This window comes from Streptomyces sp. NBC_01410 (genome assembly GCF_045040195.1).
Classification (GTDB): Bacteria; Actinomycetota; Actinomycetes; order Streptomycetales; family Streptomycetaceae; genus Streptomyces.
Window position 1 is genome coordinate 4,144,521 of the sequence record NZ_CP109530.1, and the last position, 25,416, is coordinate 4,169,936.

The 25,416-nt window shown below is 70.0% G+C and carries 25 protein-coding genes; 12 read left to right on the forward strand and 13 right to left on the reverse strand.

Translation table 11 applies throughout. From position 1 onward, the window contains the following. Positions 1–197: 197 nt before the first annotated feature. Genes OG741_RS18915 through OG741_RS18925 form a run of 3 tightly spaced genes read right to left on the reverse strand, consistent with a single transcriptional unit; the run spans position 198 to position 2,763 of the window. Positions 198–1,193 (reverse strand): hypothetical protein, encoded by a 996-nt coding sequence (locus tag OG741_RS18915; protein WP_405599406.1) that lies wholly within the window; start codon positions 1,191–1,193, stop codon positions 198–200. Next, the gene (locus tag OG741_RS18920; RefSeq protein WP_405599408.1) at positions 1,190–1,993 is read right to left on the reverse strand and encodes a hypothetical protein; all 804 of its coding nucleotides are present in this window, start codon (positions 1,991–1,993) and stop codon (positions 1,190–1,192) included. Before OG741_RS18920 ends, OG741_RS18915 begins: the two co-directional genes overlap by 4 nt. After that, positions 1,990–2,763: a hypothetical protein gene (locus OG741_RS18925; protein WP_405599410.1), complete on the reverse strand. Its 774-nt coding sequence runs from the start codon at positions 2,761–2,763 to the stop codon at positions 1,990–1,992. Before OG741_RS18925 ends, OG741_RS18920 begins: the two co-directional genes overlap by 4 nt. A 103-nt stretch (positions 2,764–2,866) precedes the next feature. On the opposite strand from OG741_RS18925, the gene OG741_RS18930 reads away from it, so the two are divergent. Further along, entirely contained in the window at positions 2,867–3,229 is a 363-nt protein-coding gene (locus tag OG741_RS18930) for a DsrE family protein (RefSeq protein ID WP_355824836.1), read from the forward strand. Between the two features lie 38 nt (positions 3,230–3,267). On the opposite strand, the gene OG741_RS18935 is transcribed toward OG741_RS18930, so the two are convergent. The 8 genes from OG741_RS18935 to OG741_RS18970 all read right to left on the reverse strand — a co-directional run bounded on the left by OG741_RS18935 (position 3,268) and on the right by OG741_RS18970 (position 8,490). Beyond that, entirely contained in the window at positions 3,268–3,525 is a 258-nt protein-coding gene (locus OG741_RS18935) for a DUF3099 domain-containing protein (RefSeq protein ID WP_405599413.1), read from the reverse strand. A gap of 213 nt (positions 3,526–3,738) precedes the next feature. After that, positions 3,739–4,026, reverse strand: coding sequence for a DUF1416 domain-containing protein (locus tag OG741_RS18940; RefSeq protein WP_142217934.1), 288 nt, complete (start codon positions 4,024–4,026; stop codon positions 3,739–3,741). A 42-nt stretch (positions 4,027–4,068) separates the two neighbouring features. Beyond that, positions 4,069–4,914, reverse strand: coding sequence for a sulfurtransferase (locus tag OG741_RS18945; RefSeq protein ID WP_405599416.1), 846 nt, complete (start codon positions 4,912–4,914; stop codon positions 4,069–4,071). 142 nt (positions 4,915–5,056) lie between these two features. Further along, positions 5,057–5,137 (reverse strand): putative leader peptide, encoded by an 81-nt coding sequence (locus OG741_RS18950; protein ID WP_350310325.1) that lies wholly within the window; start codon positions 5,135–5,137, stop codon positions 5,057–5,059. A gap of 243 nt (positions 5,138–5,380) precedes the next feature. Continuing rightward, on the reverse strand, positions 5,381–6,130 hold the full coding sequence (locus tag OG741_RS18955) for a DUF2993 domain-containing protein (RefSeq protein WP_266481048.1): 750 nt from the start codon (positions 6,128–6,130) through the stop codon (positions 5,381–5,383). Between the two features lie 154 nt (positions 6,131–6,284). Then, the gene (locus tag OG741_RS18960; RefSeq protein ID WP_405599420.1) at positions 6,285–7,460 is read right to left on the reverse strand and encodes a hypothetical protein; all 1,176 of its coding nucleotides are present in this window, start codon (positions 7,458–7,460) and stop codon (positions 6,285–6,287) included. Further along, positions 7,396–7,650, reverse strand: a complete 255-nt coding sequence (locus OG741_RS18965; RefSeq protein WP_266481044.1) for a MoaD/ThiS family protein — start codon at positions 7,648–7,650, stop codon at positions 7,396–7,398. The genes OG741_RS18960 and OG741_RS18965 overlap by 65 nt, the downstream gene beginning before the upstream one ends. A 33-nt stretch (positions 7,651–7,683) precedes the next feature. Continuing rightward, the gene (locus OG741_RS18970; protein ID WP_405599422.1) at positions 7,684–8,490 is read right to left on the reverse strand and encodes an alpha/beta hydrolase family protein; all 807 of its coding nucleotides are present in this window, start codon (positions 8,488–8,490) and stop codon (positions 7,684–7,686) included. 219 nt (positions 8,491–8,709) lie between these two features. Between OG741_RS18970 and OG741_RS18975 the strand changes: the two genes are divergently transcribed. The 6 genes from OG741_RS18975 to OG741_RS19000 all read left to right on the forward strand — a co-directional run bounded on the left by OG741_RS18975 (position 8,710) and on the right by OG741_RS19000 (position 15,322). Further along, entirely contained in the window at positions 8,710–9,513 is an 804-nt protein-coding gene (locus tag OG741_RS18975; RefSeq protein ID WP_266481039.1) for a response regulator transcription factor, read from the forward strand. Between the two features lie 24 nt (positions 9,514–9,537). Then, on the forward strand, positions 9,538–10,560 hold the full coding sequence (locus OG741_RS18980; protein ID WP_266481037.1) for a LacI family DNA-binding transcriptional regulator: 1,023 nt from the start codon (positions 9,538–9,540) through the stop codon (positions 10,558–10,560). Positions 10,561–11,098: 538 nt separating this feature from the next. Continuing rightward, positions 11,099–12,082 carry a S1C family serine protease gene (locus OG741_RS18985; RefSeq protein WP_405599426.1) on the forward strand — a complete coding sequence of 328 codons (984 nt, stop codon included), beginning with the start codon at positions 11,099–11,101 and terminating at the stop codon, positions 12,080–12,082. 20 nt (positions 12,083–12,102) lie between these two features. Beyond that, positions 12,103–12,825: a response regulator transcription factor gene (locus tag OG741_RS18990; protein ID WP_266481033.1), complete on the forward strand. Its 723-nt coding sequence runs from the start codon at positions 12,103–12,105 to the stop codon at positions 12,823–12,825. Then, on the forward strand, positions 12,822–14,252 hold the full coding sequence (locus OG741_RS18995; RefSeq protein ID WP_405599428.1) for a sensor histidine kinase: 1,431 nt from the start codon (positions 12,822–12,824) through the stop codon (positions 14,250–14,252). The genes OG741_RS18990 and OG741_RS18995 overlap by 4 nt, the downstream gene beginning before the upstream one ends. 116 nt (positions 14,253–14,368) lie before the next feature. Continuing rightward, entirely contained in the window at positions 14,369–15,322 is a 954-nt protein-coding gene (locus OG741_RS19000; protein ID WP_405598898.1) for an IS481 family transposase, read from the forward strand. Positions 15,323–15,530: 208 nt separating this feature from the next. Here the strand turns inward: OG741_RS19000 and OG741_RS19005 are convergent, their stop codons facing one another. After that, positions 15,531–16,400, reverse strand: coding sequence for a phosphatidylinositol-specific phospholipase C (locus OG741_RS19005; protein ID WP_405599430.1), 870 nt, complete (start codon positions 16,398–16,400; stop codon positions 15,531–15,533). Between the two features lie 196 nt (positions 16,401–16,596). Continuing rightward, positions 16,597–18,402, reverse strand: coding sequence for a bifunctional metallophosphatase/5'-nucleotidase (locus OG741_RS19010; protein ID WP_405599432.1), 1,806 nt, complete (start codon positions 18,400–18,402; stop codon positions 16,597–16,599). A gap of 196 nt (positions 18,403–18,598) precedes the next feature. Between OG741_RS19010 and mshD the strand changes: the two genes are divergently transcribed. The 5 genes from mshD to pstS all read left to right on the forward strand — a co-directional run bounded on the left by mshD (position 18,599) and on the right by pstS (position 25,317). Then, positions 18,599–19,522 carry a mycothiol synthase gene (mshD, locus tag OG741_RS19015; RefSeq protein WP_405599435.1) on the forward strand — a complete coding sequence of 308 codons (924 nt, stop codon included), beginning with the start codon at positions 18,599–18,601 and terminating at the stop codon, positions 19,520–19,522. A 464-nt stretch (positions 19,523–19,986) separates the two neighbouring features. Beyond that, positions 19,987–22,215, forward strand: a complete 2,229-nt coding sequence (locus OG741_RS19020; RefSeq protein WP_405599437.1) for an RNA degradosome polyphosphate kinase — start codon at positions 19,987–19,989, stop codon at positions 22,213–22,215. Continuing rightward, a complete protein-coding gene (locus tag OG741_RS19025) occupies positions 22,202–23,299 on the forward strand; it encodes a CHAD domain-containing protein (protein WP_405599440.1) in 1,098 nt (365 codons plus the stop codon). The genes OG741_RS19020 and OG741_RS19025 overlap by 14 nt, the downstream gene beginning before the upstream one ends. Before the next feature lie 64 nt (positions 23,300–23,363). Beyond that, positions 23,364–23,792, forward strand: coding sequence for an NUDIX hydrolase (locus tag OG741_RS19030; protein WP_405599442.1), 429 nt, complete (start codon positions 23,364–23,366; stop codon positions 23,790–23,792). Positions 23,793–24,183: 391 nt separating this feature from the next. Then, complete coding sequence (pstS, locus tag OG741_RS19035; RefSeq protein ID WP_405599444.1) at positions 24,184–25,317, forward strand: phosphate ABC transporter substrate-binding protein PstS; 1,134 nt, start codon at positions 24,184–24,186, stop codon at positions 25,315–25,317. Positions 25,318–25,416: the final 99 nt, after the last annotated feature.

Consider the following 25,416-nt stretch of genomic DNA (forward strand, 5'->3'; position numbering starts at 1 on the left):
GTGAAGGCGAGGACGCCGACGCAGACCAGGACCAGCAGGGCTTCGAAGAATGCCTCAAGCACGGGGTGCTCCTCGGATGAGCGGGTGGGCAGTAAAGGGCCGGGGCCCAGCCTAATGGGTGGGCGCCCGGCCCTCTGCCTGAGGTGCGGCCAGCGGTCCGGCGGGCCGGCACTCCGGTGCGCCGGCGCGCTGCCGCTCTAACCGAGGAGCTGGTTCTGCAGGACGACGGTCTGGTGGAAGGGGACGGCGGCCGCCGTGCCCTTCTTCGACTGGACGATCAGCGCGATCGTGTCGCCCGCCGTGATGTACGCGTGCCGGACGTGAAGGGGGCCACGGGGTGCCGCCTCGTCGTACACGTTGCGTTCCGTCGAGGGGACGAGCGCGCCGGAGGGGTACGACTCGTCCAGCGGCGCGGTGTCCTCGACACCGTTGACCAGCAGATTGGCGTTCAGATCCCCTCCGAGGTGATTGACATTGAACGCGCGGGCGAAGGCGCCCGACCGGAAGCGGACCAGGTAGATCCGGGTCGAGGTGCCGTCCGGCATGGTCCAGCTGCGGGCCGCGATGTCCAGCAGACCACCGTCGGTGAGGTCCTCCTTCATGCCGGCCCGTTCGTCCGCGGAGTACTCCGCGAGGAAACGGTCCGCCGACACCAGGTTCGTGCCGCCGCCCGCCGCCGGGGCGACCTTGGCGCCCTCGGGCGCCGGAAGCAGGAGCGCGCTCAGGCTCGCGTAGTGGATCTGGCCGGGGTTGCCCTTGTCGAACGGCAGCTCGGCACCGGCCGGAAGCACCGGCATCGTCAGCTTCGGATAGACCCAGCGGCCGTCGTCCTTGGTGCTGAGGCCGGGGACGTCGGTACGGGTCTGCTCGCTGATGCCGTACGCGACACCGGCACCGAGGGAGCCGAAGACGAGCACGGCGGCGGTCCAGCGGAGCGCGGCACGCAGCTTCCGGCGCTCGGGCTTGGGCGCGGGCTCCGGCGCAGGCTCGGGCACCTCGTCGAGCGCGGCGGCGGGCACCTCGTCGAGCGCGGGCTCCGGCGCAGGCTCGGGCGCGGGCGCCGCCTCCGGCGCAGGCTCGGGCGCTTGTGCCGCCTCGGCCGCAGGCTCGGGCGCAGGCTCGGGCGCAGGCTCGGGCGCCGGTGCCTCCGGCAGCGGGGGCATCGGCGGCGTCTGGGGCGTCTGGCCGGTCACACGTACTCCCCGGGAGACTTCAGAAGGTCGAGCTGCTTGGAGAGCATCGTCGCTGCCTCTTTGGTGTCGAACGGCTTGACGCCGTACGCTTTCGCGCTCACCAGCACATCGCCCTGGTAGGCGCTGCAGAACATGGCGTCGAGCTTTGCCTCGGACTCCTTGGGCATCAGGAAGCACCGGGCGTTCTTGTAGCCCTTGATCGCGGGCCCCTTGCGGAAGATGCCGAGTACGTCCGCGAACTCGCTCTGGAAGTTGGCCAGTTCGCGGCCCTTCCCGGCGTTCTGGATCTGCGCGAGCCGGGTCTCGATGACGAGCCCGCCCTTGCTGGTCCGGTAGCTGCGCATCGCGACACCCTGAAGCTTCAGCTTGTCGACCGCCTTGTTGCTCTGATTGCGCTGAGCGGAAGGCAGGTCCCGCCCGCCCTCCTTGAACACGGCGATGGCCTGCCTCTTGTTGAGGACGGTGTCATTCCCGAACTCGGCGATGTCCGGGCCCAGTTCGTAGCCGTGCGGCACCGGCAGCAACCTGGCGGCGAGTCCCTTGGGCGGCGTGGCCTTGTCGTCACCCGCGGACCGGCCCTTCGGTTCCGCCCAGACAACGGTGGGAGCGGTGCGGTCGGCTTCGCCGAGCCTGTCCAGTGCCCAGACGCTGCCGCCCGCGACGACCGCGAGGGCGAGCACGGCACAACCGCCGACGACCAGCCTGCGGTTGACGCGGCGGGGCTCCTTGGCGGTGGCGAGTATTTCCGGGGCGGATTCCTCGGAGTCCAAAGTCCCAGGGGTGGCCGGCTGCTCGGTCACAGACGCTCCAGCTGCTGCTTGGCGAGGGACATCACGGCCTTCGCGGAGACCTTGCGGGTGTTGTTCACGTACCAGATCTCCATGACGACATCACCGCGCTGGGCGATGACCCTGGCCTGGTAGAGCGGCTCGTAACCGGCGTGGCGGATCGGCTTGTCGTAGACGTAGACCCGCCCGTTGCCGCTGCCGGGGATCGGCTCGCCGCGGTTGCCGGCGTGCTCCTCCATCCCCATGTAGCCCTGCTGGTCCATGCCCCACTCGCGGGCGGCGAGGACGTCGTCATCGCGGAACTGGATCAGGTTGACGGTGACGAAGACCTCGAAACGCTCCTCCCAGGAGGTCATGGCGATCCGGCGGGAATCGTCGTTCACCATCTCCTTGAACATGCGGTCGGGCTTGTCGTAGCCGTCCGCGTACTGGACGAGGCTCGTCCAGCCCTCGGACAGCGACGACTTGACGGCCTTGGCGCCCTTCGGCTTCTTCAGCAGCAGCTTGCGCAGATCACCGTCGGTCTTGACCCGCCGGTTCACATTGACCGACTGCGCGGTGGTGCCAGGGCCCGCCGGAACGGTCTTCGCATCACGCAGGTCCGGCTGCGACAGCGGCGGCAGCGGGGTCGGTTCGCGGTCGAACTGGACGGCGTAACCGGTGACCACACCTGTGACCACACCGAGCACCGCCGCGCCCGCGATCAGCAGGGTCGTACGGCCCCGCCTGCGCGGCGGGCGCGGTGGTTTCTGCCGCTCAGGACGAATTTCTGGCGTTTCCAAAAGGTCCCCCCACGGGACATGAGACACAGATTCCGTTACCTGTGCACAGCACAGACCACCGAGGTACGGACGGGGTTGTGCGCCCCGGGATTACAGTTCGGGCATGTCGAAAAAGCTCGTGATCAAGGTGACCGCCGGCGCCGACGCGCCCGAACGCTGCTCGCAGGCCTTCACGGTGGCGGCCGTCGCCGTCGCCAGCGGCGTGGAGGTGTCGCTCTGGCTGACCGGCGAGTCCTCGTGGTTCGCGCTGCCGGGCAGGGCTGCGGAGTTCGAGCTGCCGCATGCGGCGCCACTGCCCGATCTGATCGAGTCGATCCTGGCGGCGGGGCAGATCACGCTCTGCACCCAGTGCGCGGCACGGCGGGAGATCACGGAGAAGGATGTGCTCGACGGCGTACGGATCGCGGGCGCGCAGGTCTTCGTCAGCGAGATCATGCCGGACGGCGTCCAGGCGCTCGTCTACTGAGGGCTGCTGACGGCTGCCGAAAGGGCGCCGGAGAGCTTCTAGTGGCGCTTCTTGCCGTCGAGCTCGTCCCACCACTCGTCGGACTTCGGATCCCCGGACGGATCGTCCCACCAGCGGTCCTCGGGCCCGCGCGCATTGGCGACCATCGCGGCGACCGGCGGGATGACCATGGCGACGACGCACATGCCGACGGCGGCGGGGACCGACCACAGCCGCACGAAGGCCCAGGCGGACACGAACAGGACCAGGCATCCGCCCATCAGCAGGAAGTAGGCGTGACGGCGCCGCGCGTACATACCTTCAGCGTACGGCTGGAAACGGGACGACCGAAGGGCCGCACCCGTTTCCAGGTAAGCGTCCAACCCCCTGGGGTGCGGCCCTTCGGCCAGTAAGCGGAGCTACGAGCTACCGGAATCCGACGGACGAATCCGACGGACGGAGTCCGGCGCAGCGGCTCGAAGCCCGTGAGGCGCCCCCGCGCCGAGCGGTGCGAGAGGCGCGTCGAGAAATCAGACGGCGATGGCCACCTCAGCCAGGCCACCGGTCTGCGCGACGACCGTACGGTCCGCCGTGGCGCCCGGGACGAGCGCGCGCACCGTCCACGTGCCCTCGGCCGCGTAGAAGCGGAACTGTCCGGTCGCCGAGGTCGGGACCTCGGCGGTGAACTCACCGGTCGAGTCCAGCAGGCGCACGTAGCCGGTGACGGGCTCGCCGTCGCGGGTCACGCTGCCCTGGATGGTCGTCTCGCCGGGCTTGATCGTCGAAGCGTCGGGGCCGCCGGCCTTTGCTCCACACATAGAGGCTGTCCTTCGTGAGCGGGGAGGGAGGGGAGAGGGGGATTACTTGTTGGCGCCGAGCTCGATCGGCACGCCGACGAGGGAGCCGTACTCGGTCCAGGAGCCGTCGTAGTTCTTGACGTTCTGGACGCCGAGCAGCTCGTGCAGGACGAACCAGGTCAGCGCGGAGCGCTCACCGATGCGGCAGTACGCGATGGTGTCCTTCGCCAGGTCGACCTGCTCCTCGGCGTAGAGCGCCTTGAGCTCGTCGTCCGACTTGAAGGTGCCGTCGTCGTTGGCGTTCTTGGACCACGGGATGTTGCGCGCGGACGGGATGTGGCCCGGACGCTGCGACTGCTCCTGCGGGAGGTGCGCCGGGGCGAGCAGCTTGCCGCTGAACTCGTCGGGCGAGCGCACGTCGACCAGGTTCAGATTGCCGATCGCGGCGACGGCGTCGTCGCGGAAGGCGCGGATGGAGGTGTCCTGGGCCTTGGCCTTGTACTCGGTGGCCGGACGGCTGGGAACCTCGGAGCCGTCGACCAGGTCGCGGGAGTCGAGCTCCCACTTCTTGCGGCCACCGTCGAGGAGCTTGACGCTGTCGTGGCCGTAGAGCTTGAAGTACCAGTAGGCGTACGAGGCGAACCAGTTGTTGTTGCCGCCGTAGAGGACGACGGTGTCGTCGTTGGCGATGCCCTTCGCCGAGAGGAGCTTCTCGAAGCCCTCCTGGTCGACGAAGTCACGGCGGACCGGGTCCTGGAGGTCGCTCTTCCAGTCGATCCGGACGGCGTTCTTGATGTGGTTCTTGTCGTACGCGGAGGTGTCCTCGTCGACCTCGACGATGACGACCTTCGGGTCCTCGATGTGGGCCTCGACCCAGTCGGCGTCTACCAGGACGTCGCTGCGGCTCATGCTCTATCTCCTCCGGGGCAGTGTGCGGCGGGTGGTGCGAAGAGAGGGTGTGCGGGTAGGCGCAGCGCGCGGCTTACCGGCACGAGGGGTGGCCCTGACAACATGTCGAAGGGCTCGGGGGATACGGGAGTCCCGCTCCCGCTCAGAAGGTGCGACAGAGCATGGCGGCGACGCGGCACAGGTCTACTGCCCGCCGCTTCGTGAGATCCGCCTGTCGCTTCATGCGTCCGATCGTAGGGACGGTTCGGCCGCCATGTCACCGGCGTGTCGGATGCTGAGACGCGATCGTCCACTATGCGGAACGAGACCACGCCCCGGACGGCTCCGGCCCGCCCCGGCGGCGGAATCCGTCCGCATTCTTTCTACTCAGCGGACGGGGGCGTCTCACCATGCGGCCGGGGTGCAGGCGATCCGCCGGTTTTCCCGGCCTCCGCCCGTGTCCTCACAACGCCGGACAGGGCTGAAATCAGCCCGCCAGGGAGACGTTGGTGCCCCTGCCCGAGAAGCGCAGGCCCGCGTCCGTCGCCTCGACCTTGTCCAGCTTGATGCTGGACGGCATCCCGGCGATCTTCAGGTCGTAGTCGATGACCTGCCGCAGCTTCTCGTCGAAGCCCGGCAGCGGCAGCCTCGGCAGCGACTCGGCCTTCAGCTGGACCGTACTGCCGCCCGTGAGCCCGACGGTGCTGTACGCGGTGACCGTGCGGCCCTTGAGCAGGCCCTTGAACGCGCCTGGCACCTTGATGCCCGCGCCCTCCAGCAGGTCGGTGAGCGGCCCGGTGACCTTGACCTGGCCCTTCGCGGCCCGCTCGGGTCCCGCGTAGCCGACGGTGGCGCCCTGGGGCGCGGCCTTCGTCAGATCGGCGTAGGAGATCCGGGCGGAACCGTCGGCCCGGTCCGCGACGGCCGAGGAGAAGCTGCTGTCGATCTTCACGCTGCGCAGCTCGGCCGTGACCTCGGTGACATTGACCGAGCGGCCGCCCGCGCTGGCGGTGATGCCGGCGAGGCTGACGTCGACCTCGTCGAGTTCCTTGCCCACGACCTGCGTGAGGAAGGGGAAACCCTTGATCGAGATCTCGGGAGTCGAGCTCAGCCCCTGACTGCTCTTGATCTTGTCGGCCGCCTCGGACTCAGCCATGTTCACCGCGATCCGGTCCGCGGCGACGAAGATGCCGCCGAGGATCACGACGACGATCAGCAGTATTCGCAGTGCGCGCATTGCTCGGTATTCCCCCACCCTGTCCGTCCGGCCCCCCGTGACGCCGCGAGCCTAGACCAGTGCGGACGACGCCTTCTGTCGAATGATCGACGTTTGGCGCAGGGGCATTGGTTCCTGGCTGGGGTGCACCGCACAGGTCACACCCGGGCGCGGCTCACACCAGCGCGCGGCCGATCAGGTACACGGCGGGGGCCGCGGCGGTCAGGGGCAGGGCCACACCCGCCGTCAGGTGAACGAAGCGGGAGGGGTAGTCGTAGCTCGCGACCCGCAGTCCGACCAGCGCGCAGACACCCGCGACAAGGCCGAGCAGCGCGCCCTCGGCGCCGATGCCGGTCAGACCGCCGCCCGCGATTCCGGCGCCTGCCGAGGCCAGCAGCGTGAGCACGACGGATGCGGCACCCGGCAGGGGCAGCGCGCGGGCCAGGACGGTCACGGCGACCGCGATCCCGCCGATGACCACGGCGTCCTCCGCGGCGGCGAGATGGCCGGTGGCGAGGATGGCGAGTGCGGCCGATGCGACGGTCGCCATCAGGCCGTACATCCGCTCGTCGGCGCCCGCGTGGCTGCGCAGCTGCAGTACGAGCGTGAGCAGCACCCAGACACCGAGCGTGCCGATGATCGCGGCGGGCGCGTGCTCGCGGCCGACGGACAGCAGTACGGCGTCGGCAGCGAGGCCGCCCGCGAAGGCGAGCGCGATGCCCTGCCGGGCGGGCCACATGCCGTTCAGCCGGAACCAGCCGGCGGCGGTGAGTGCCTGGAGCAGGACGAGCGGCACGAGCAGGGCGTACGGGCCGATGGCCGCGCACACCGCGAACAGCATTCCCAGGGCGGCGGTCAGTCCTGCCGGCTGCATACCCGGCGGGATAATCGGTGAGCGTCCCTCGGCGCGGGCGCGCTGGGCGTCGGTGATCCGGGCGTTGCCGAGGGTGGTGGGGGCGCTGTATCCGTCGGCGGCGGCGGGCGGAGCGTACGCGGCCACGGGTTCGGGCGCCGGGGCCGGGGCCTCCGGCGGCAGCGGGTAGGCGGCCTGCGGCGGCAGATACGCGGCCTCCGGGGCGACAGGCTGCGCGGGGTGCACGACCGGCTGGTACTGCGTGTCCCAGGTCTCGGCATCCCAGGTCTGCGTGGCGCCCGAGTCGTAAACCGGCTGCTGGTAGGGGTCCTGGTACTGCTGATATTGCTGCTGTTCCGGGTACGGCTGCTGCTCCGGATACGGCTGTTGCTGCCCGTACGGATACTGCTGATCGCTGCTCATGTTGCGCGCTTCACCCTCCTGCGAACGGCGGGAGCACCTCGACCGTGCCGCCCTCGGCAAGCCGTACGGTCTCATGGCCGCGGGTTCCGACGGGGTCACCGTCGATGAGGAAGGAACACCGCTGCAGTACGCGCGTCAGTTCTCCGGGGTGTCGTTCGCGCACGGCATCGAGCGCCTCGGCGAGCGTTCGGGCCGCGTACGGCTCCTCCGCGACTCCGGCCGCTGACTTGGCCGCGGCCCAGTAGCGGATTGTTCCCGCTGCCATGACGGCACTCCTTTCGTCGGCTTCCATGATGGGCTACGCGCGGATCAGCCAGTCGGCGAGGCGGGCCAGCAGCTCCTCGCCGGCCGCGTTCTCGGCATGTCCCATGCCCGGCTCCAGCCACAGTTCGGCGTCACCCGCCGCGGCCAGCATCCGGGGGTGGTCGACCGGGAAGTACGGGTCCCGGTCGCCGTGGACGATCAGCAGCGGCGTCGGCGCGATGAGCGGCACGGACTCCACCGGGGAGAGCGGGACCGGGTCCCAGACCTCGGGATGGATACGAGTGGCCAGGCCGTAGCGGCCGACGAGCCGGCCGAGCGGACGCGTAACCACCCAGTGCAGCCGCCGCATAGGGGCCGTACCGCGGTAATACCAACGAGCGGGAGCACTGACGGCGGCGACCGCGTCCGTGCGCGCCTCTTTGCGCCCCTCGTGCATCGCCGCGTGCCGCAGCACTACGGAGCCGCCCATCGAGAAACCGGCCGTCACCACCCGGGTGTGACCGAGTCCACGCGCCCACTCGACCGCGGCCGCGAGATCGAGCACCTCGCGGTCGCCGACCGTGGAGCGTCCGCCGGAGCCTCCGTGGCCCCGGAAGGAGAAGGTGACCACGGCGGCACGCTGGGCGAACACGCGCGCGGCACGGCGTACGGACGGCCGGTCCACGGACCCCGTGAAACCGTGTGCGATGACGATCGCGGTCGCGCTGACACCCGCGCTGCACGGCTCGTAAACAGCCTCGATACGGACGCCGTCAGCGGTCCTCAGAATTGCGCGCCGAGGACCGTCAGTGGTCGAGGAAGCGTCCGAAGTGTGAAATGGACCCTCTGACAGGGAACTCATGTGGGTTATTCTGCTGGGCAGAGGATCCGGGCAACGAAGCCCCCGGGTCCTTTTGTGTTTCCCGGCCGTTGTTACAGGCAGGTGAACAAAGGCTCTCAGGGCGCGGGAGCCAGCGTACGAAGCAGTGCCGCAACGTCCTCGCAGGGACCGAGGAGGAACCGACGTTATGGGCGAGCGAACCGTGCACAACCGCAGGACGACCCGGGCAGGTGGGGCGCGATGAGCTCTCTGCTGCTCCTGACCAATGCCCTCCAGCCGTCGACGGAGGTGCTTCCCGCCCTCGGACTGCTCTTGCACAACGTCCGGGTGGCCCCGGCCGAGGGACCGGCTCTCGTCGACACCCCTGGTGCCGATGTGATCCTGGTCGACGGCCGCCGCGATCTGCCGCAGGTGCGGTCGCTGTGCCAGCTGCTGCGGTCCACCGGACCCGGCTGTCCGCTGATCCTTGTCGTGACCGAGGGCGGTCTCGCGGCCGTCACCGCGGACTGGGGCATCGACGATGTGCTTCTCGACACAGCGGGTCCCGCCGAGGTCGAGGCGCGACTGCGGCTGGCGATGGGCCGCCAGCAGATCACTTCGGACGACTCCCCCATGGAGATCCGCAACGGCGATCTGTCGGTGGACGAGGCGACCTACAGCGCGAAGCTGAAGGGCCGGGTCCTGGATCTGACCTTCAAGGAGTTCGAGCTCCTGAAGTACCTCGCGCAGCACCCGGGGCGCGTCTTCACCCGCGCGCAGCTCCTCCAGGAGGTCTGGGGCTACGACTACTTCGGCGGTACGCGCACGGTGGACGTGCATGTACGTCGGCTGCGCGCGAAGCTCGGCCCTGAGCACGAGTCGCTGATCGGGACCGTCCGGAACGTGGGCTATCGCTTCGTCACGCCGGAGAAGGTCGAGCGCGCGTCGGAGGAGGCCAAGGCGAAAGCCGCGGCCGCGCTCGCCCGTACGGCGGCGGAACCCGTAGTCCGTACGGAGGAACCGGCAGAGGAGCATGAAGCAGCCGTACGCCCTGCCCAGAGGTAGGTCACCCCGCGTAGACTGCCGCGCGTGGCCAAGGTGACGCGGGACGATGTGGCGCGACTGGCGGGGACTTCGACCGCGGTCGTCAGCTACGTCATCAACAACGGACCCCGGCCGGTCGCCCCGGCCACGCGCGAGCGGGTACTCGCCGCGATCAAAGAGCTGGGCTACCGGCCCGACCGGGTCGCCCAGGCGATGGCATCGCGGCGGACCGACCTCATAGGCATGATCGTTCCGGACGCGCGGCAGCCGTTCTTCGCCGAGATGGCGCATGCGGTGGAGCAGGCCGCGGCCGAGCGCGGAAAAATGGTCCTCGTCGGGAACTCCGACTACCGCGACGAGCGCGAGGTCCACTATCTGCGTGCCTTCCTCGGGATGCGGGTCTCCGGGCTGATCCTGGTCAGCCAGGGCCCCAGCGAGCGGGCGGCGGCCGAGATCGAGGCGTGGGACGCGCGGGTCGTGCTGCTGCACGAGCGGCCCGAGGCGATCGACGACGTCGCCGTCGTGACGGACGACATCGGCGGCGCGCAGCTCGCGACCCGGCATCTGCTGGAGCACGGGCACGAGTACGTCGCCTGCCTCGGCGGCATCGAGAACACCCCGGCGGTCGGCGACCCGGTCGCGGACCACGTCGAGGGCTGGCGACGGGCGATGCTGGAGTCCGGCCGGCCGGTCGAGGGCCGGTTGTTTCAGGCCCCCTACAACCGCTACGACGCGTATCTCGTCGCCCTCAAGCTGCTCGCCGGGCCCGACAGGCCGCCGGCGATCTTCTGCTCGACGGACGATCAGGCGATCGGTGTACTGCGGGCGGCGCGGGAGCTGCGGATAGACGTCCCGGGCGAGCTGGCGGTCGCGGGCTTCGACGACGTCAAGGAGGCGGCGCTGACGGACCCGCCGCTGACGACGGTCTCCTCGGACCGCCCGGCGATGGCGCGGGCGGCGGTGGACCTGGTGCTGGACGACGGCCTACGGGTGGTGGGGTCCCGCCGGGAGAGGGTGAAGCAGTTCCCGTCGGGGTTGGTGATCCGGCGGTCGTGCGGGTGCGTGTAGGGCTCGCGCGGGGGTTCGGGGTGCGGGCGGTTTTGTCCCCCACCCCGCCCCTTCCCTGAACTGGGGGCTGCGCCCCCAGCCCCGCCGGGGGGAGGTCTATGTGGGGGCTGACGCCCCCACACCCCCGATGCGGCAGCTCCGCGCCGCGGGACGGTTCGCCCGCGAACCCACCCACCGAACAGCAACCGGCTGCTCCGCGAACTGCGGGCGCCGGAACGGCTGTCCGCAGGTGGTCCGCATGCGTTCGCCCGTGAGGGCACCCACCGGACCGACCACCAACGCCGGACCGGCGCGACCGGCCGGGCGGCGCGGAGCTTCGGGCAAGGTGCCGGGCGCCGGCCCGCGTTTCCCGGGCTCCGCGGCGGAGCCGTCGGAGTGGCGGGCGTGGGGGCGTCAGCCCCCACATAGAGCTCCCCCGGCAGGGGTCTGGGGGCGCAGCCCCCAGTTCAGGGAAGGGGCGGGGTGGGGGAAACACTTCTGTCGGGCTTCTCAGCGCACCCTCAGGCCGCTCTCATCTACAGGACCGACAGTAAGCGCCATGACGGACAACTACAGCTACCCGCAGCAGCCCCAGCCGCCGCAGCACCAGCCGTACGACGCGGGCGTCTACCCCCCGCCCCCGTTCCATCAGCCCGTGCCCGCGCCCCCGCGGGCCAAGGCCAAGCGGCCCGTCGCGCTCATCGCCGCCGTCGCCATCGCCGCCGCGGTCGTCGGCGGCGGCGCCTCCGCGCTCGTGCAGCAGCTCACCGGCAGCAACACCGGCAGCAGCGGCTCCGCCGTCCCCGGCACCACCGTCGCCCAGAGCAGCAAGGGCACCGTCGCCTCAGTCGCCCAGGCCGTCTCGCCGAGCATCGTGGAGATCAGCGCGACCTCCGGCGCCGGGCAGTCCACCGGATCCGGCGTGATCATCACCGCCGACGGCGAGATCATCACCAACAACCACGTCATCGCCGGGGCCGACTCCGTGAAGGTCCGGCTCAGCAGCGGCAAGACGTACACCGCCAAGGTCGTCGGCACCGACCCCGGCAAGGATCTCGCCCTGATCAAGCTGGAGGGCGCCAGCGGCCTCAAGGCCGCCGCACTCGGCGACTCCAGCAGGGTCGCGGTCGGCGACGAGGTCGTGGCGATCGGTTCGCCCGAGGGCCTGACCGGCACCGTCACCAGCGGAATCGTCTCCGCCCTGAACCGCGACGTGACCGTCGCGAAGGAGCAGGACCCGGGTCAGCAGCAGGACCCCCGCCAGGGCTGGCCCTTCGAGTTCGGCGGGCAGCAGTTCAACGGCGAAACGGGCTCGTCGAAGACGACGTACAAGGCGATCCAGACCGACGCCTCCCTCAACCCCGGCAATTCCGGCGGCGCCCTGATCAATATGAACGGCGAGATCATCGGCATCAACTCCGCCATGTACTCGCCCAGTTCGGCCACCGGTTCCACCGCGGGCAGCGTCGGGCTCGGCTTCGCCATCCCGGTCAACACCGTCAAGGCCGACCTGGACGACCTGCGCTCCGGCGGCAACAGCTGAGCGCGTGCGAGGCTGAATCCATGACGACCCCCCGCGAAGGCGAACGCATCCTCATCGTCGACGACGAGCCCGCCGTCCGTGAGGCGCTCCAGCGCTCGCTCGCCTTCGAGGGGTACGGGACCGAGGTCGCCGTCGACGGCGTCGACGCCCTCACGCGGGCGGAGGCGTACGCACCCGACCTGATCGTCCTCGACATCCAGATGCCCCGGATGGACGGCCTGACCGCCGCCCGCCGGCTGCGCGCCGCCGGGTCGAAGACGCCGATCCTGATGCTGACCGCGCGGGACACCGTAGGCGACCGGGTGACGGGGCTCGACGCGGGCGCCGACGACTATCTGGTCAAGCCGTTCGAGCTGGACGAGCTGTTCGCCCGGATCCGTGCGCTGCTGCGGCGCAGCTCGTACGCGACGACGGCGGGCGCGGCGACCGACGACGACGTACTGGCCTTCGCCGATCTGCGGATGGACCTGGCGACCCGCGAGGTCCACCGCGGCACACGCCGGGTGGAGCTGACGCGTACCGAATTCACGCTGCTCGAGATGTTCCTGGCGCATCCGCGTCAGGTGCTGACCCGTGAGCAGATTCTCAAGGCTGTGTGGGGCTTCGACTTCGAGCCCAGTTCGAATTCGCTGGATGTGTATGTGATGTATCTGCGGCGCAAGACGGAGGCGGCCGGGGAACCGCGCCTGGTCCACACGGTGCGCGGCGTGGGGTACGCGTTGCGGTCGGGCGGCCCGGAGTGATCGGTAGGTTCCGTCGGCTGCCGCTGCGGTCGCGGCTGGCGCTGCTCGTCGCCGTCGCGGTGGCGGTGGCGGTCGCGGCCGTCGGCACTGCGTGCTGGTTCGTCGTACGCGGCAAGCTGTACGACGAGATCGACTCCAGGCTGAAGGCCGAGAACGCTCCCCTGCGGGCCGACCAGATCGCCGTCGCGCTGCAGGAGTGCTCACAGACGCCGGCGGCCCGGACCGGCTACGGGCCCAAGCCGGTCGGGTATCTCCAGCTCGTTCGGGGCGGCAGCGACAAACCGTGCGTCTCCCCCGATGCGGCGGGCACCATCAAGGTCGAAAGCACTGACCAGGACGTGGCCGAGAACGCCGACCCGACCGTCTGGACCTTCCGCAACGGCACGGACACCCGCGGCAGCGATGTCCGTGTGCTCACTGTCGTAGCCGTCGTGCAGGGTCCGGCCAATGGCGTCGTCCCGAACACGGCCTTGATGATCGGGTACCCCCTCAAGGAAACCGAAGGCACCCTCAACGACCTCGCCCTCCTGCTCCTCATCGTCTCCGGCGTCGGCGTCGTGGGCGCGGGCCTCGCCGGTCTCTGGGTCGCCCGTACCGGGCTCAAGCCCGTCGACCGGCTCACCGGCGCCGTCGAGCATGTCGCCCGTACCGAGGATCTGACCGTGCGCATCCCCGTCGAGGGCGAGGACGAGATCGCCCGGCTGTCCCGGTCCTTCAACTCGATGACCGCCGCGCTCGCGAGTTCCCGCGACCGGCAGGCGCAGCTGATCGCGGACGCCGGGCACGAGTTGCGTACGCCGCTGACCTCCTTGCGTACGAATATCGAACTGCTGGCGCGCAGCGACGCGACGGGCCGGGCGATCCCGCCCGCGGACCGGGCCGCGCTGATGGCCTCGGTCAAGGCGCAGATGACGGAACTGGCCGCGCTCATCGGCGACTTGCAGGAGCTCTCGCGTCCCGATGCCGTGGACCGGGGGCCGCTGAAGGTGGTCGCCCTGCACGAGATCGCTCAGGCCGCGCTGGAGCGGGCGCGGCTGCGGGGTCCGGAGCTGAGCTTCGAGGCCGAGCTGGCGCCCTGGTACGTACGGGCGGAGCCGGCCGCGCTGGAGCGGGCGCTGGTCAATGTGCTGGACAACGCGGTGAAGTTCTCGCCGCCGGGCGGGACGGTCGAGGTGGGCCTGCGCCAGGGCGAGCTGACCGTGCGGGATCACGGTCCGGGCATCGGGCCCGATGAACTCCCGCATGTCTTCGAGCGGTTCTGGCGCTCGCCGTCGGCCCGCGCGCTGCCCGGCTCGGGGCTCGGGCTCTCGATCGTGGCCCGCACGGTGCAGCAGTCGGGCGGTGAGATCTCGCTGGGCCCGGCGGCGGGCGGCGGTACGCGCGCGGTGATCCGGCTGCCGGGGGCGGCGACGCCACCCCCGGCCTAGGTGTTCTGTCCACGGAGGTTCGTGACGGGGTTCACGGTTGTGTGATCTTGAAATGGGTGAGGGCCTTCTGGCTTGGTGTGGATTGCGACATCTGCACCGGCAACAGAAAGGCCCTCGTGCCCCACCGTAATGCACCCCTGACGGAGACCGGTCGACTGCGACTTGCCCGCTGCGTTGTGGACGACGGCTACACCCTGCGCCGGGCGGCCGAACGCTTCCAGGTCTCGCCGACGACAGCCCAGCGGTGGGCGGACCGTTTCCGGCTCTACGGCGCGGCAGGGATGGCGGACCGTTCAAGCCGTCCGCATACCAGCCCGCGCCGAACCCCGACCCGGACCGAGCGGCGGATCATCAAGGTCCGGATCCTGCGCCGGTGGGGCCCGGCCCGCATCGCGCATCTGCTGCGATTGGTGCCCTCGACCGTGCACCGCGTGCTGACCCGCTTCGGCCTGGCACGTCTGGCCCACCTGGATCGCGCAACCGGCCAGGCCATACGCCGCTACGAACGCGAACGGCCAGGCGAGCTGGTGCACGTGGACATCAAGAAGCTCGGCAACATCCCCGACGGCGGCGGTCACAAGGCCCTGGGCCGCCAGGCCGGCCGCAAGAAGCGTTCCGGCGCCGGCTACAGCTACATCCACACCGCCGTCGACGACCACTCCCGCCTCGCCTACAGCGAGATCCTCGGCGACGAAAAGAAGGAGACCGCCACCGCCTTCTGGACCCGGGCCCACGCGTTCTTCACCACGTGCGGGATCGCAGTCGAACGAGTCCTGACGGACAACGGCTCCTGCTACAAGTCCCGCCTCTGGCGCGAAACTCTCGCGGAGGCCGGGATCACCCACAAGCGAACCCGGCCCTACCGGCCACAGACGAACGGCAAGGTCGAACGCCTCAACCGCACCCTGCTCGACGAATGGGCCTACGCCCGCCCCTACCGTTCAGAGCAGGAACGACGCGACGTCTTCCCGCAATGGCTGCATACCTACAATCACCACCGCGGACACACCGCGCTCGCAGGCAAACCACCCGCCAGCCGCGTCCCCAACCTCACAGGGCAATACACCTAGGCCGTGTCTGACAAATCTCGCCTGGCGCGCGACGCCCGGCACGCACACTCGCTGCGTTGTCAGAGTCATCCAAGTACGTCCAGTACGAGGATGATCTCCCCCAGACTTCGTCCGGGGGTGCCCCCACCGCCTTGCGATTGCACGCCCCGGACGCCGCGCACCCCGCCCTGCGGGCGGACGGCGCTATTTGTCAGACACGGCCTAGGAACTAGTTGTGCCGGATGAGTGAATCGACCAGGCCCGAACGGGTGTTGGGGAAGTCCAGCGGCACGATGCCGAGCCCCTTCCAGCCACCTGCCTCCGAGCCGTTGACGAAGGAGTGGACCCTCGGGTTGAGGTTGTCGGAGTTCCAGCGCGGCGGCAGATACGCGGAGGTGCTGACGAAGTTGATGAACAGCTTTCCGGGCTGCTGGGCCGCCTTGCGGAAGTGCGCCTCGATCTTCGGGTACTTGGCGTTCGGCGCGGCGTTCCAGTCGTCCTGGATGTCGAAGACCGCGCTGTCCCACCATTTGACACCGGGCAGTCCGCCGTTGTCGGCGATGAGGACGACTTTGCCGCGCGCCTCGCCCAGCGACGGCAGTCCGTCGCCGATGCGGAACAGCGGGCGCCAGCCCTTGGTGTCGAGGTAGGTGTCGAAGACGCGGCGGAAGGTCGCGTCGCTCTCCTGCGAGTACTCCTGCTTGACGCGCATGAGGACAGTCTCGGAGGGATGGGTGCCCAGGAAGTCCCGGCAGGCGATGAGCACATCGCCGAACATCAGGTTCTGGTAGGCCGCGCCGTGGTGGATGGCGAACGAGTCACCGGTGACCCGGCACCGTACGTCCAGAAAGCGGATGCCGCTGTTCAACTGGTCGGCGATGGTGGTGTTCTGGCACTCGGCCCAGAGCCCGCCGAAGCGGGCGCCCGAGTCGTGGGTGCCGGGGATCGTCAGCCGCGCGAGGGCGGTGCTGTCCGCGCTGCCCGACATCCACTCCTGCGCGGACAGGGTGCGGCGGGGTGCGGCGAAGGCGGGGGGTGCGCCGATGAGTGCGGTGGCGGAGACAGCTGCCGCGCCCGCGAGAAAGCTCCGTCGGTCCATGGTCCGGGATTATGGCGGGGTCACGTCAAGAAGCACAGGCTCTGGACTGGCCAGTAACCAACGGCTGAATCCGGCCTCGTCATCCGTAATCCGGCCTCGCCATCCGTAATCCGGGCCTCGTCACCATGCCGTGTCCCCGCATGCCGGTGGGGCGGCAGCCCCGTGGCCCGCCGCCCCACCGTCCTGCCGGGAACCGCTACTTCACCACGGTGATCCGGCCCGTCGCCGGCGGCGCCAGCGGCGCGCTCGCGCTGGAGTGCGCGGCCAGGTAGGCATTGAGGATCTCCAGGTCGGAGGCGCCGACGAGCTTGTTCTTGTGCTCCTTGAACACCGGGAAGCCGTCACCGCCGCCCGCCAGGAACTCGTTCATCGCGACCCGGTAGGTCTTCGCCGGGTCGATCGCCTCGCCGTTCAGCTTGACCGAGGAGTCGACGATCCGGTCGGCGCCGGTCTTCGTCATGTCCAGGGTGTACGTGAAGCCCTTCGACACCTGGAGGATCTTCGGGGCCGCCTGATTCGCGCCACTCACCTGCTGCTTGAGCGCGGTGACCAGCTGCGCGCCGGTCAGGTCGACGACATTCATCATGTTGGTGAACGGCTGCACGGTGAATGCCTCGCCGTACGTCACCACTCCGTCGCCCTCACTGCCGGACGCCTTGTGGACCAGGCCCGCCCGGATGCCGCCCGGGTTCATGAAGGCGATCTGCGCGCCGCCCTTGTCAGCCGGGGCGAGACCCTCCTGCTGCGCGTCCGTGATCAGGTTGCCCAGCGGCTTCTCGACCGCCTCGAAGGGGTTCTCGATGTCGGCGGAGATGTAGCCGACGGGGCGGCTCGCGATCGGCGCGGCCAGCTTGTTCCACCGCTGGATCAGCGCCGTCATGTCCTCGGCCTTGGCCACGTCACGGGTGACGACATGGTTCGCGGAGGCCACGGACGTACGGACGATGTCGTTGGTACGCCGGTCGTAGGTGAGCGTCGTGTCGGTGTAGAGCTTGCCGAAGGAGGCGGCCGAGGTGACCGTGCGCGGCTTGCCGGACGGGTCCGGGATGGTGCACGCGTACGCCTGGTGGGTGTGGCCCGTCACCAGGGCGTCGACCTGCGGGCTGATCTTCTTGGCGATGTCGACGATCGGACCCGAGACGCCGTCGCCGGGGCCGGGGCTGTCGCAGTTGTAGTTGTACGAGGTGGAGGCGGGCAGGCCGCCCTCGTGGATCAGGGCGACGATCGACTTGACGCCCTTGCGCTCGAGCACCTTGGTGTACTTGTTGATCGTCTCGACCTCGTCGCCGAACTTCAGGCCCTTGACGCCCTCGGCGCTGACGATGTTCGGCGTGCCCTCCAGGGTCACCCCGATGAAGCCGATCTTGACCCCGTTCTTCTTCCAGATGAAGTAGGGGTCGAGCAGCGGCCTGCCGGTCTTCTCCTTCGTCACGTTGGCGGCGAGATACGGGAAGTCCGCGCCCTCGAACGTCGTGCCCGACTCGTAGCAGCCGTCGGTCTTGTGACAGCCGCCGTTCTGCATCCGGGCGAGCTCGCGGGCGCCCTCGTCGAACTCGTGGTTGCCGACGGAGGAGACGTCCAGGTTCAGCTTGTTCAGCGCCTCGATGGTCGGCTCGTCGTGGAAGAGCCCGGAGAGCAGCGGCGAGGCGCCGATCATGTCGCCGGCGGCGGCGGTGATCGAGTACCTGTTGTCCTTGCGGGCCTCGCGCAGGTGCGTGGCGAGGTACTCGACACCGCCCGCGTCGATGGTCTTGGTCGTGCCGTCCGGGTTGGTGTGGGTGACCCGCCCGGCCGAGCCGGCGGGCGGCTCCAGGTTTCCGTGCAAGTCGTTGAAGGACAGCAGCTGTACGTCCACGGTGCGGCCATATCCATGGCCGTGTCCGTGGCCGTGGCCGCTCTCCTGGGCGCCTGCGGGCATCGCGGCGACCAGCGCGCCGACGGTGGTCAGCCCGGCGAGTGCGGCGAGTATGCGGCGGCGGGTCTTGTGCGGTGTCGCTGACATCTGTCCCCTTGTCAGTTTCAGCGTGGCGTAAGGGAATGCGAGCGGAAGCCTAGAGTCAACGCGCGTAGCGCGACAGGGGTATCCGGGTTACGACCAGATTGCTTTCGCGCCAGATTGGGCGGATCTTCGCACCACGGGTCAAAATGCCGAACCCCGCAGATCCCGCGCCCGCCACCTCCCGCCGTACGCTCGACACATGACCACTGACGCAGTGTTTCCGGAGCCCGGTCGGCAGATCCAGACCGTGGACGAGCTCAGCCCCGAGCAGGCCGAAGCCGTGCTCGGCATGCTCGCCGAAGCCGCCCGCGCCGATGGGATGCAGGCCGTCTCCGAGCAGGGCCGGCTGCAGCTGCGCGGCGGCAGGCGGGAGGGCGTGCGGCATCTGCTGCTCACCGTCGGGGGCGAGCTGGTCGGATACGCGCAGCTGGAGGACACCGACCCCGTCGAGGCCCCGGCGGCCGAACTGGTCGTGCACCCCGGACACCGGGGACGCGGCCACGGGCGGGCGCTGGGCAGCGCGTTGCTGGGCGCCTCCGGCAAGCGGCTGCGGGTGTGGGCGCACGGCGGGAAGTCCGCCGCGCGGCATCTCGCGCAGGTGCTCGGGCTGACCCTCTTCCGCGAACTGCGCCAGCTGCGGCGGCCGTTGAACCTGCTGGACATTCCCGAGCCGGTGTTCCCGGCCGGCGTGACCGTACGCACCTTCGTGCCCGGACAGGACGACGCCGCCTGGCTGGCCCTCAACGCCGCGGCCTTCGCCCACCACCCCGAGCAGGGCTCGCTCACCCAGCGGGACCTCGACGACCGCAAGGCCGAGCCCTGGTTCGACCCGAAGGGCTTCTTCCTCGCCGAGCGTGAGGGGCAGCTCATCGGCTTCCACTGGACGAAGGTGCACGCCGAGGAGCAGCTCGGCGAGGTGTACGTCGTCGGCATCCGGCCCGACGCCCAGGGCGGCGGCCTCGGCAAGGCCCTCACCGCGATCGGGCTGCGGCATCTCGCCGCGCATGGGCTGCCGACCGCGATGCTCTACGTCGACGCGGACAACGCGGCGGCGCTGAGCGTGTACGAGCGCCTCGGCTTCACGACGCACGAAGTGGATCTCATGTACCGCACGGAGTCCTGAGGACGGGCACCAACCAGCGGCGCGGCGGGACCCGGTCGGCGGACGGGCTTCGGTCCTGCCCGGGCCGGGTCGCCGAAAGGGCTTCGGTCCTGCCCAGGCCCGGTCGCCGGACAGGCTGGACGCGGCACGCCGTGCCGTGTCCCCGGCCGCGGGACGGCCCGCTGTGCCTCGTCCGCAATCGGCGGACGGGCTTGCCACGGCCGCCCGGCGCCAGCATCCTGGCTGCTGCGCAGGCGCCACGGCCGCCACTCCCCGTAACAGGGGTCCGCCGGGCACGGGGAATCGCCCCCGCGAGACCCGCCACGCTTCCCCTCACGTCATGTCGTCGTTACCGGCCATTCAGACGACCTTGCGACCCTCACTCAATGCAGCCCGCTGTGCCCGCATCCCCAAATGGGAAAATTCCCCCCACTCCGGCCCTCTCCGACGCGCCCTTCCTGTCATCCACGCGGAAGAATGGGTCCATGAGTCAGCAGCCCGCCGAGGTACCGGCCCAGCACCCCCAGCCGTCCGTCGGTTCCATAGCCGCACACCGCCCGCACACCGTCGCGGCCACGGTGTCCGAGCTCGAACCCGACATCGACGCCGACCTCGATGCGTACGAGGAAGATCACGACGGCGAGGGCGCCGAACTGCCCCAGGGGCGTTTCCTCGACCGCGAGCGCAGCTGGCTCGCCTTCAACGAGCGCGTCCTCGAACTCGCCGAGGACCCCGCGACGCCCCTGCTGGAGCGGGCCAACTTCCTCGCGATCTTCGCCTCCAACCTGGACGAGTTCTTCATGGTCCGGGTGGCGGGCCTGAAACGCCGCATCGCGACGGGTGTCGCCACCCGCTCCGCGTCCGGCCTGCAGCCCCGCGAGGTCCTCGACCTGATCTGGACCCGCTCCCGCGAGCTCATGGCCCGGCACGCCGCCTGCTACCAGCAGGACATCGCCCCGGCGCTCGCCGACGAGTCGATCCACCTCATCCGCTGGCCCGATCTCACCGAGAAGGAGCAGGCGCGCCTGTTCACGCTGTTCCGGCAGCAGATCTTCCCGGTGCTCACCCCACTGGCCGTCGACCCCGCGCACCCCTTCCCGTACATCTCGGGTCTCTCGCTGAACCTCGCGGTCGTCGTACGCAACCCCGTGAGCGGTCACCGCCACTTCGCCCGGGTCAAGGTCCCGCCCCTGCTGTCGCGCTTCCTGGAGGCCTCCCCGCAGCGGTACGTCCCCCTGGAGGACGTCATCGCCGCGCACCTGGAGGAGCTGTTCCCCGGCATGGAGGTGCTCGACCACCACATGTTCCGGGTGACCAGGAACGAGGACCTGGAGGTCGAGGAGGACGACGCCGAGAATCTGCTCCAGGCCCTGGAGAAGGAGCTCATGCGGCGCCGCTTCGGCCCGCCGGTACGCCTCGAGGTCGAGGAGTCCATCGACCCGTACGTCCTGGACCTGCTGGTCCGTGAGCTGAAGATCTCCGACTCCGAGGTCTACCCGCTGCCCGGACCGCTCGATCTGACCAGCCTCTTCGGCATCGCGTCCCTCGACCGGCCCGAGCTGAAGTACCCGAAGTTCATCGCGGGCACCCACCGGGACCTCGCCGAGGTCGAGTCCGCGTCCGCGCCCGACATCTTCATGGCGCTGCGCGAGCGCGACGTGCTGCTGCACCACCCGTACGACTCGTTCTCGACCTCCGTCCAGGCCTTCCTGGAGCAGGCCGCGGCCGACCCCGACGTGCTGACCATCAAGCAGACGCTGTACCGCACCTCCGGCGAGTCCCCGATCGTCGACGCCCTCATCGACGCCGCCGACTCCGGCAAGCAGGTCCTGGTGCTCGTCGAGATCAAGGCCCGCTTCGACGAGCAGGCCAACATCAAGTGGGCACGCAAGCTGGAAGAGGCGGGCTGCCACGTCGTCTACGGGCTCGTCGGGCTGAAGACCCACTGCAAGCTCTCGCTCGTGGTCCGCCAGGAGGGCGAGACGCTGCGCCGCTACTCGCACGTCGGCACCGGCAACTACCACCCCAAGACCGCGAGGCTGTACGAGGACCTGGGGCTGCTGACCGCGGACCCGCAGGTCGGCGCGGACCTCTCCGACCTGTTCAACCGGCTGTCGGGCTACTCCCGCCGCGAGACCTACCGCCGGCTGCTCGTCGCCCCCAAGTCCCTGCGCGACGGCCTCATCGCCCGGATCAACAAGGAAGTGGCGCACCACCGCGCCGGGCGCCCCGCCTACGTACGCTTCAAGGTCAACTCGATGGTGGACGAGGCGATCATCGACGCGTGCTACCGGGCATCCATGGCGGGTGTGCCGGTCGACATCTGGGTCCGCGGCATCTGCGCGATACGCCCCGGAGTCGCGGGCCTCTCGGAGAACATCCGGGTGCGCTCGATCCTCGGGCGCTTCCTCGAGCACTCCCGGATCTTCGCCTTCGGCAACGGCGGCGAGCCCGAAGTGTGGTTCGGCAGCGCCGACATGATGCACCGTAACCTCGACCGCCGTATCGAGGCACTGGTCCGGGTCACCGACCCGGCCCACCGCGCGGCCCTCACCCGTCTCCTCGAGACCGGCATGTCCGACACCACGTCCTCCTGGTACCTCGGCCCGGACGGCACCTGGACCCGGCATGCGACGGACGGGGAAGGCCAGCCGCTGCGGAACGTACAGGAGATGCTCATAGACGCCCGGAGGCGCCGGCGTGCACAGCCCTGATATCTCCCGGCACGACGTGGAAGTCGTCCCGGCCGCCGCCCCCGCCCCCGTCACGGCGGGCGACGCGCTGGCCGGGTACCTCCATACGCAGGCGGGCGACTTCCTGCGCAGTCTGCGGATGCACACCGAGAGCGGCGCGGACACCGCGGGCGTGGCACAGGCCGCGGCCGCGCTGCGCCAGGCGTCCCGCCGGATCAGCGGGACGCTGCACACCTTCCGGCCGCTGCTCGACCCCTCCTGGGCGGACGATCTGCGCACCGAACTGGCCTGGCTGTCGGCGACGTTGGCCCAGGAGCACGCCTGCACCTCCAGGCTCGCGCGGCTGCTGGATGCGCTGTCGCGGCTGTCGGGGGCGAGCCCGCTGCCACCGGCCAGGGGGGAACTGCGCCCGCCCGGCGCCAATGCCGCCACCGCCGCCCCGGAAACCGCGGCCGCCGGCCGCCCCACGGGCAGCCTGACCGTGGGCGCCGCCCGGGCGGGCGCCCTGCTGGAGCGGCAGCTGACACTGGCCCGCACCCGCGCCCACTCCGCCGCGCTCCAGGCGCTCGGCTCCTCCCGCTTCCACGCGGTCGCCGACTCCGTCGCCGTGCTCGCCTCCGAGCTGCCGCTCGGCCCGATGGCCACCGCCCCGGCCGCCGAGGCCCTGGCGCCGCCCGCCGAGAAAGCCGAGCGGCGGCTCCTCGAAGCCGTGGCCGCCCTGCCGCTGGGCCGGGCCTCGCACCCGTACAACGCCGAGGCCCTGGTCCACGGCCTGGCCACCGCATCGGCCGAAGAGGCCCAGGACTCCCCCTGGCACCAGGTGCGGCTGCTGCTGCGGCTGCACCGCTACGCCCAGGAGGTGCTGTACCCGCAGGCGGACCCGGTGCTCTGCCACGCGGGCCTGGTCCTGGACCGCCACCGCGACGCAGCCGAGGCCGCCGCGGCCGCCGCCGCAGCGGCCCGTACGCCTCGCATCGCCCCGGCCACCGCGTACGCCCTGGGTGTGCTGCACGCCGACCAGCGGCACGAGGTGGAGGCCGCCCGGTTCGCCTTCCAGCAGGTGTGGCAGCGGGCGACGGAGCCGACACCCGTGACGGCCCCGTGAGAGACACACGGCAACCGATCAGTAAGGCCGCCCGTCAGGGACGGCTTCTACGAGGAGCAGCCGCATGAACAACGACTCGGTGATTCTTGCGGCCGGCTGCGTTCTGTGGCGTCGCTCGTCCTTCGGCGACGGGATCGAGATCGCCCTCGTCCATCGACCGAAATGGGATGACTGGTCCCACCCGAAGGGCAAGCTGAAGCGCGGCGAGGACGCCCGTGGGGGAGCGGTGCGCGAAGTGCTGGAGGAAACCGGCATGACGTGCGAGCTGGGACCCGAGCTGCCCACCGTCTGGTACCAGGTCGAGGGCCGCCCCAAGGAGGTCCGCTACTGGGCGGCCGAGGCGACCGGCGGATCGTTCGTGCCGAACCGGGAAGTGGATCGCATGGTGTGGCTGCCACCCGCCGGGGCACGCGCCCGCCTGACACAGGACCGGGACAGGCAGCTCGTCTCCGCGCTCCTCGACACCCTTCATGTGACCAAGGACGGGATCTGACCGACCAGTACGCCGGGCGCACCGTGTCCAGGCATGTCACGATATTCGTCATATCCCAAAGGCAGGTTCCAGCGCAGGCGGTCAGCGCGCTTCTCGTTGCCCGGCCGCCCTCCGCGCGTCACATTGCGAAAGATCGCCCAGACATGGACGCTCCCCTTGACGCACTTCACTCGGCGGAAGCCTGCCGGCCCCCTTTAACTCCCGGCACTCAGCTGCCCGACACGGTTCACCTTCCGTTCACCCTCCCCCGTCGGCGGCTTCACCTCTTCTGCCTAATTTCGGCCCTACACGGTGACCGGCGCAGCGTCGGTCCCCCCACCCCGACACACGCCGCCATAAAACGTGTCAGACACCAGTCAGCGTCCGGCGGCTCTTGGAAGGAACACCCGAAGTGAAGCTTCAGCGCAAGAACGGCCTTCGCGCCACCGCGCTCGGTGCCCTCGCCGTGACCGGCGCCCTGGTCCTCACGGCGTGTGGTTCGGACGACAACGCCGGCAGCACCGGCGGCAGTGGCGAGAAGACCAGCGCCGCATCGAACATCAAGTGCGACGGCTCGAAGGGCAAGCTCCTTGCCTCCGGCTCCAGCGCGCAGAAGAACGCCATGGACGTGTGGGTCAAGAACTACATGGCCGCGTGCACGGGCGTCGAGGTCAACTACAAGTCCTCCTCCTCCGGTGAGGGCATCGTCGCCTTCAACCAGGGCACCGTCGGCTTCGCCGGTTCCGACTCGGCGCTCAAGCCCGAAGAGGTCACCGACTCCAAGAAGATCTGCAAGGGCGGCCAGGGCATCAACCTGCCCATGGTCGGCGGCCCGATCGCCCTCGGCTACAACGTGCCGGGCGTGGACAAGCTGAACCTGGACGCCGCGACGGTGGCCAAGATCTTCAACAACAAGATCAAGAACTGGAACGACCCGGCGATCGCCGCGCTGAACCCGGGCGTCAAGCTCCCCGCAAAGTCGATCCAGGCCTTCCACCGTTCCGAGGACTCCGGCACCACGCAGAACCTCGGCAAGTACCTGAGCGCCACCGCCAAGGCCGACTGGCCCTACGAGCCCGAGAAGAAGTGGCCGGCCCCGGGTGGCCAGGCCGCGTCCGGCTCCGCCGGTGTCGCCGCGCAGGTCAAGCAGGCCGAGGGCGCGATCGGTTACTTCGAGCTCTCCTACGCGACCTCGCAGCAGATCCCGACCGTGAACATCGCCACCGGTGCTGCCGCCCCGGTCGAGGCCACCCCGGAGAACGCCTCCAAGGCCATCGCCGCCGCCAAGATCAAGGGCACCGGCAAGGACCTGGCGCTCGGTCTCGACTACACCACCAAGGCCGACGGTGCCTACCCGATCGTCCTGGTGACCTACGAGATCGTCTGCGACAACGGCAACAAGGCCGACACCCTGGGCACGGTCAAGTCCTTCCTGACCTACACCGCGAGCGACGAGGGCCAGAAGGTTCTCTCCGCCGCCGGTTACGCCCCGATCCCGGCCGAGATCAACGCGAAGGTCCGCGAGACCGTCACGGGCCTGAAGTAACGAAATAGGCCGGCGGGGGCGCGTGCGCCCCCGCCGGCCACCTCATCCGGTGCACCGCCGCCAGGGGAGTCTGCCGCTCCCCCACCACAGACCGGAAAG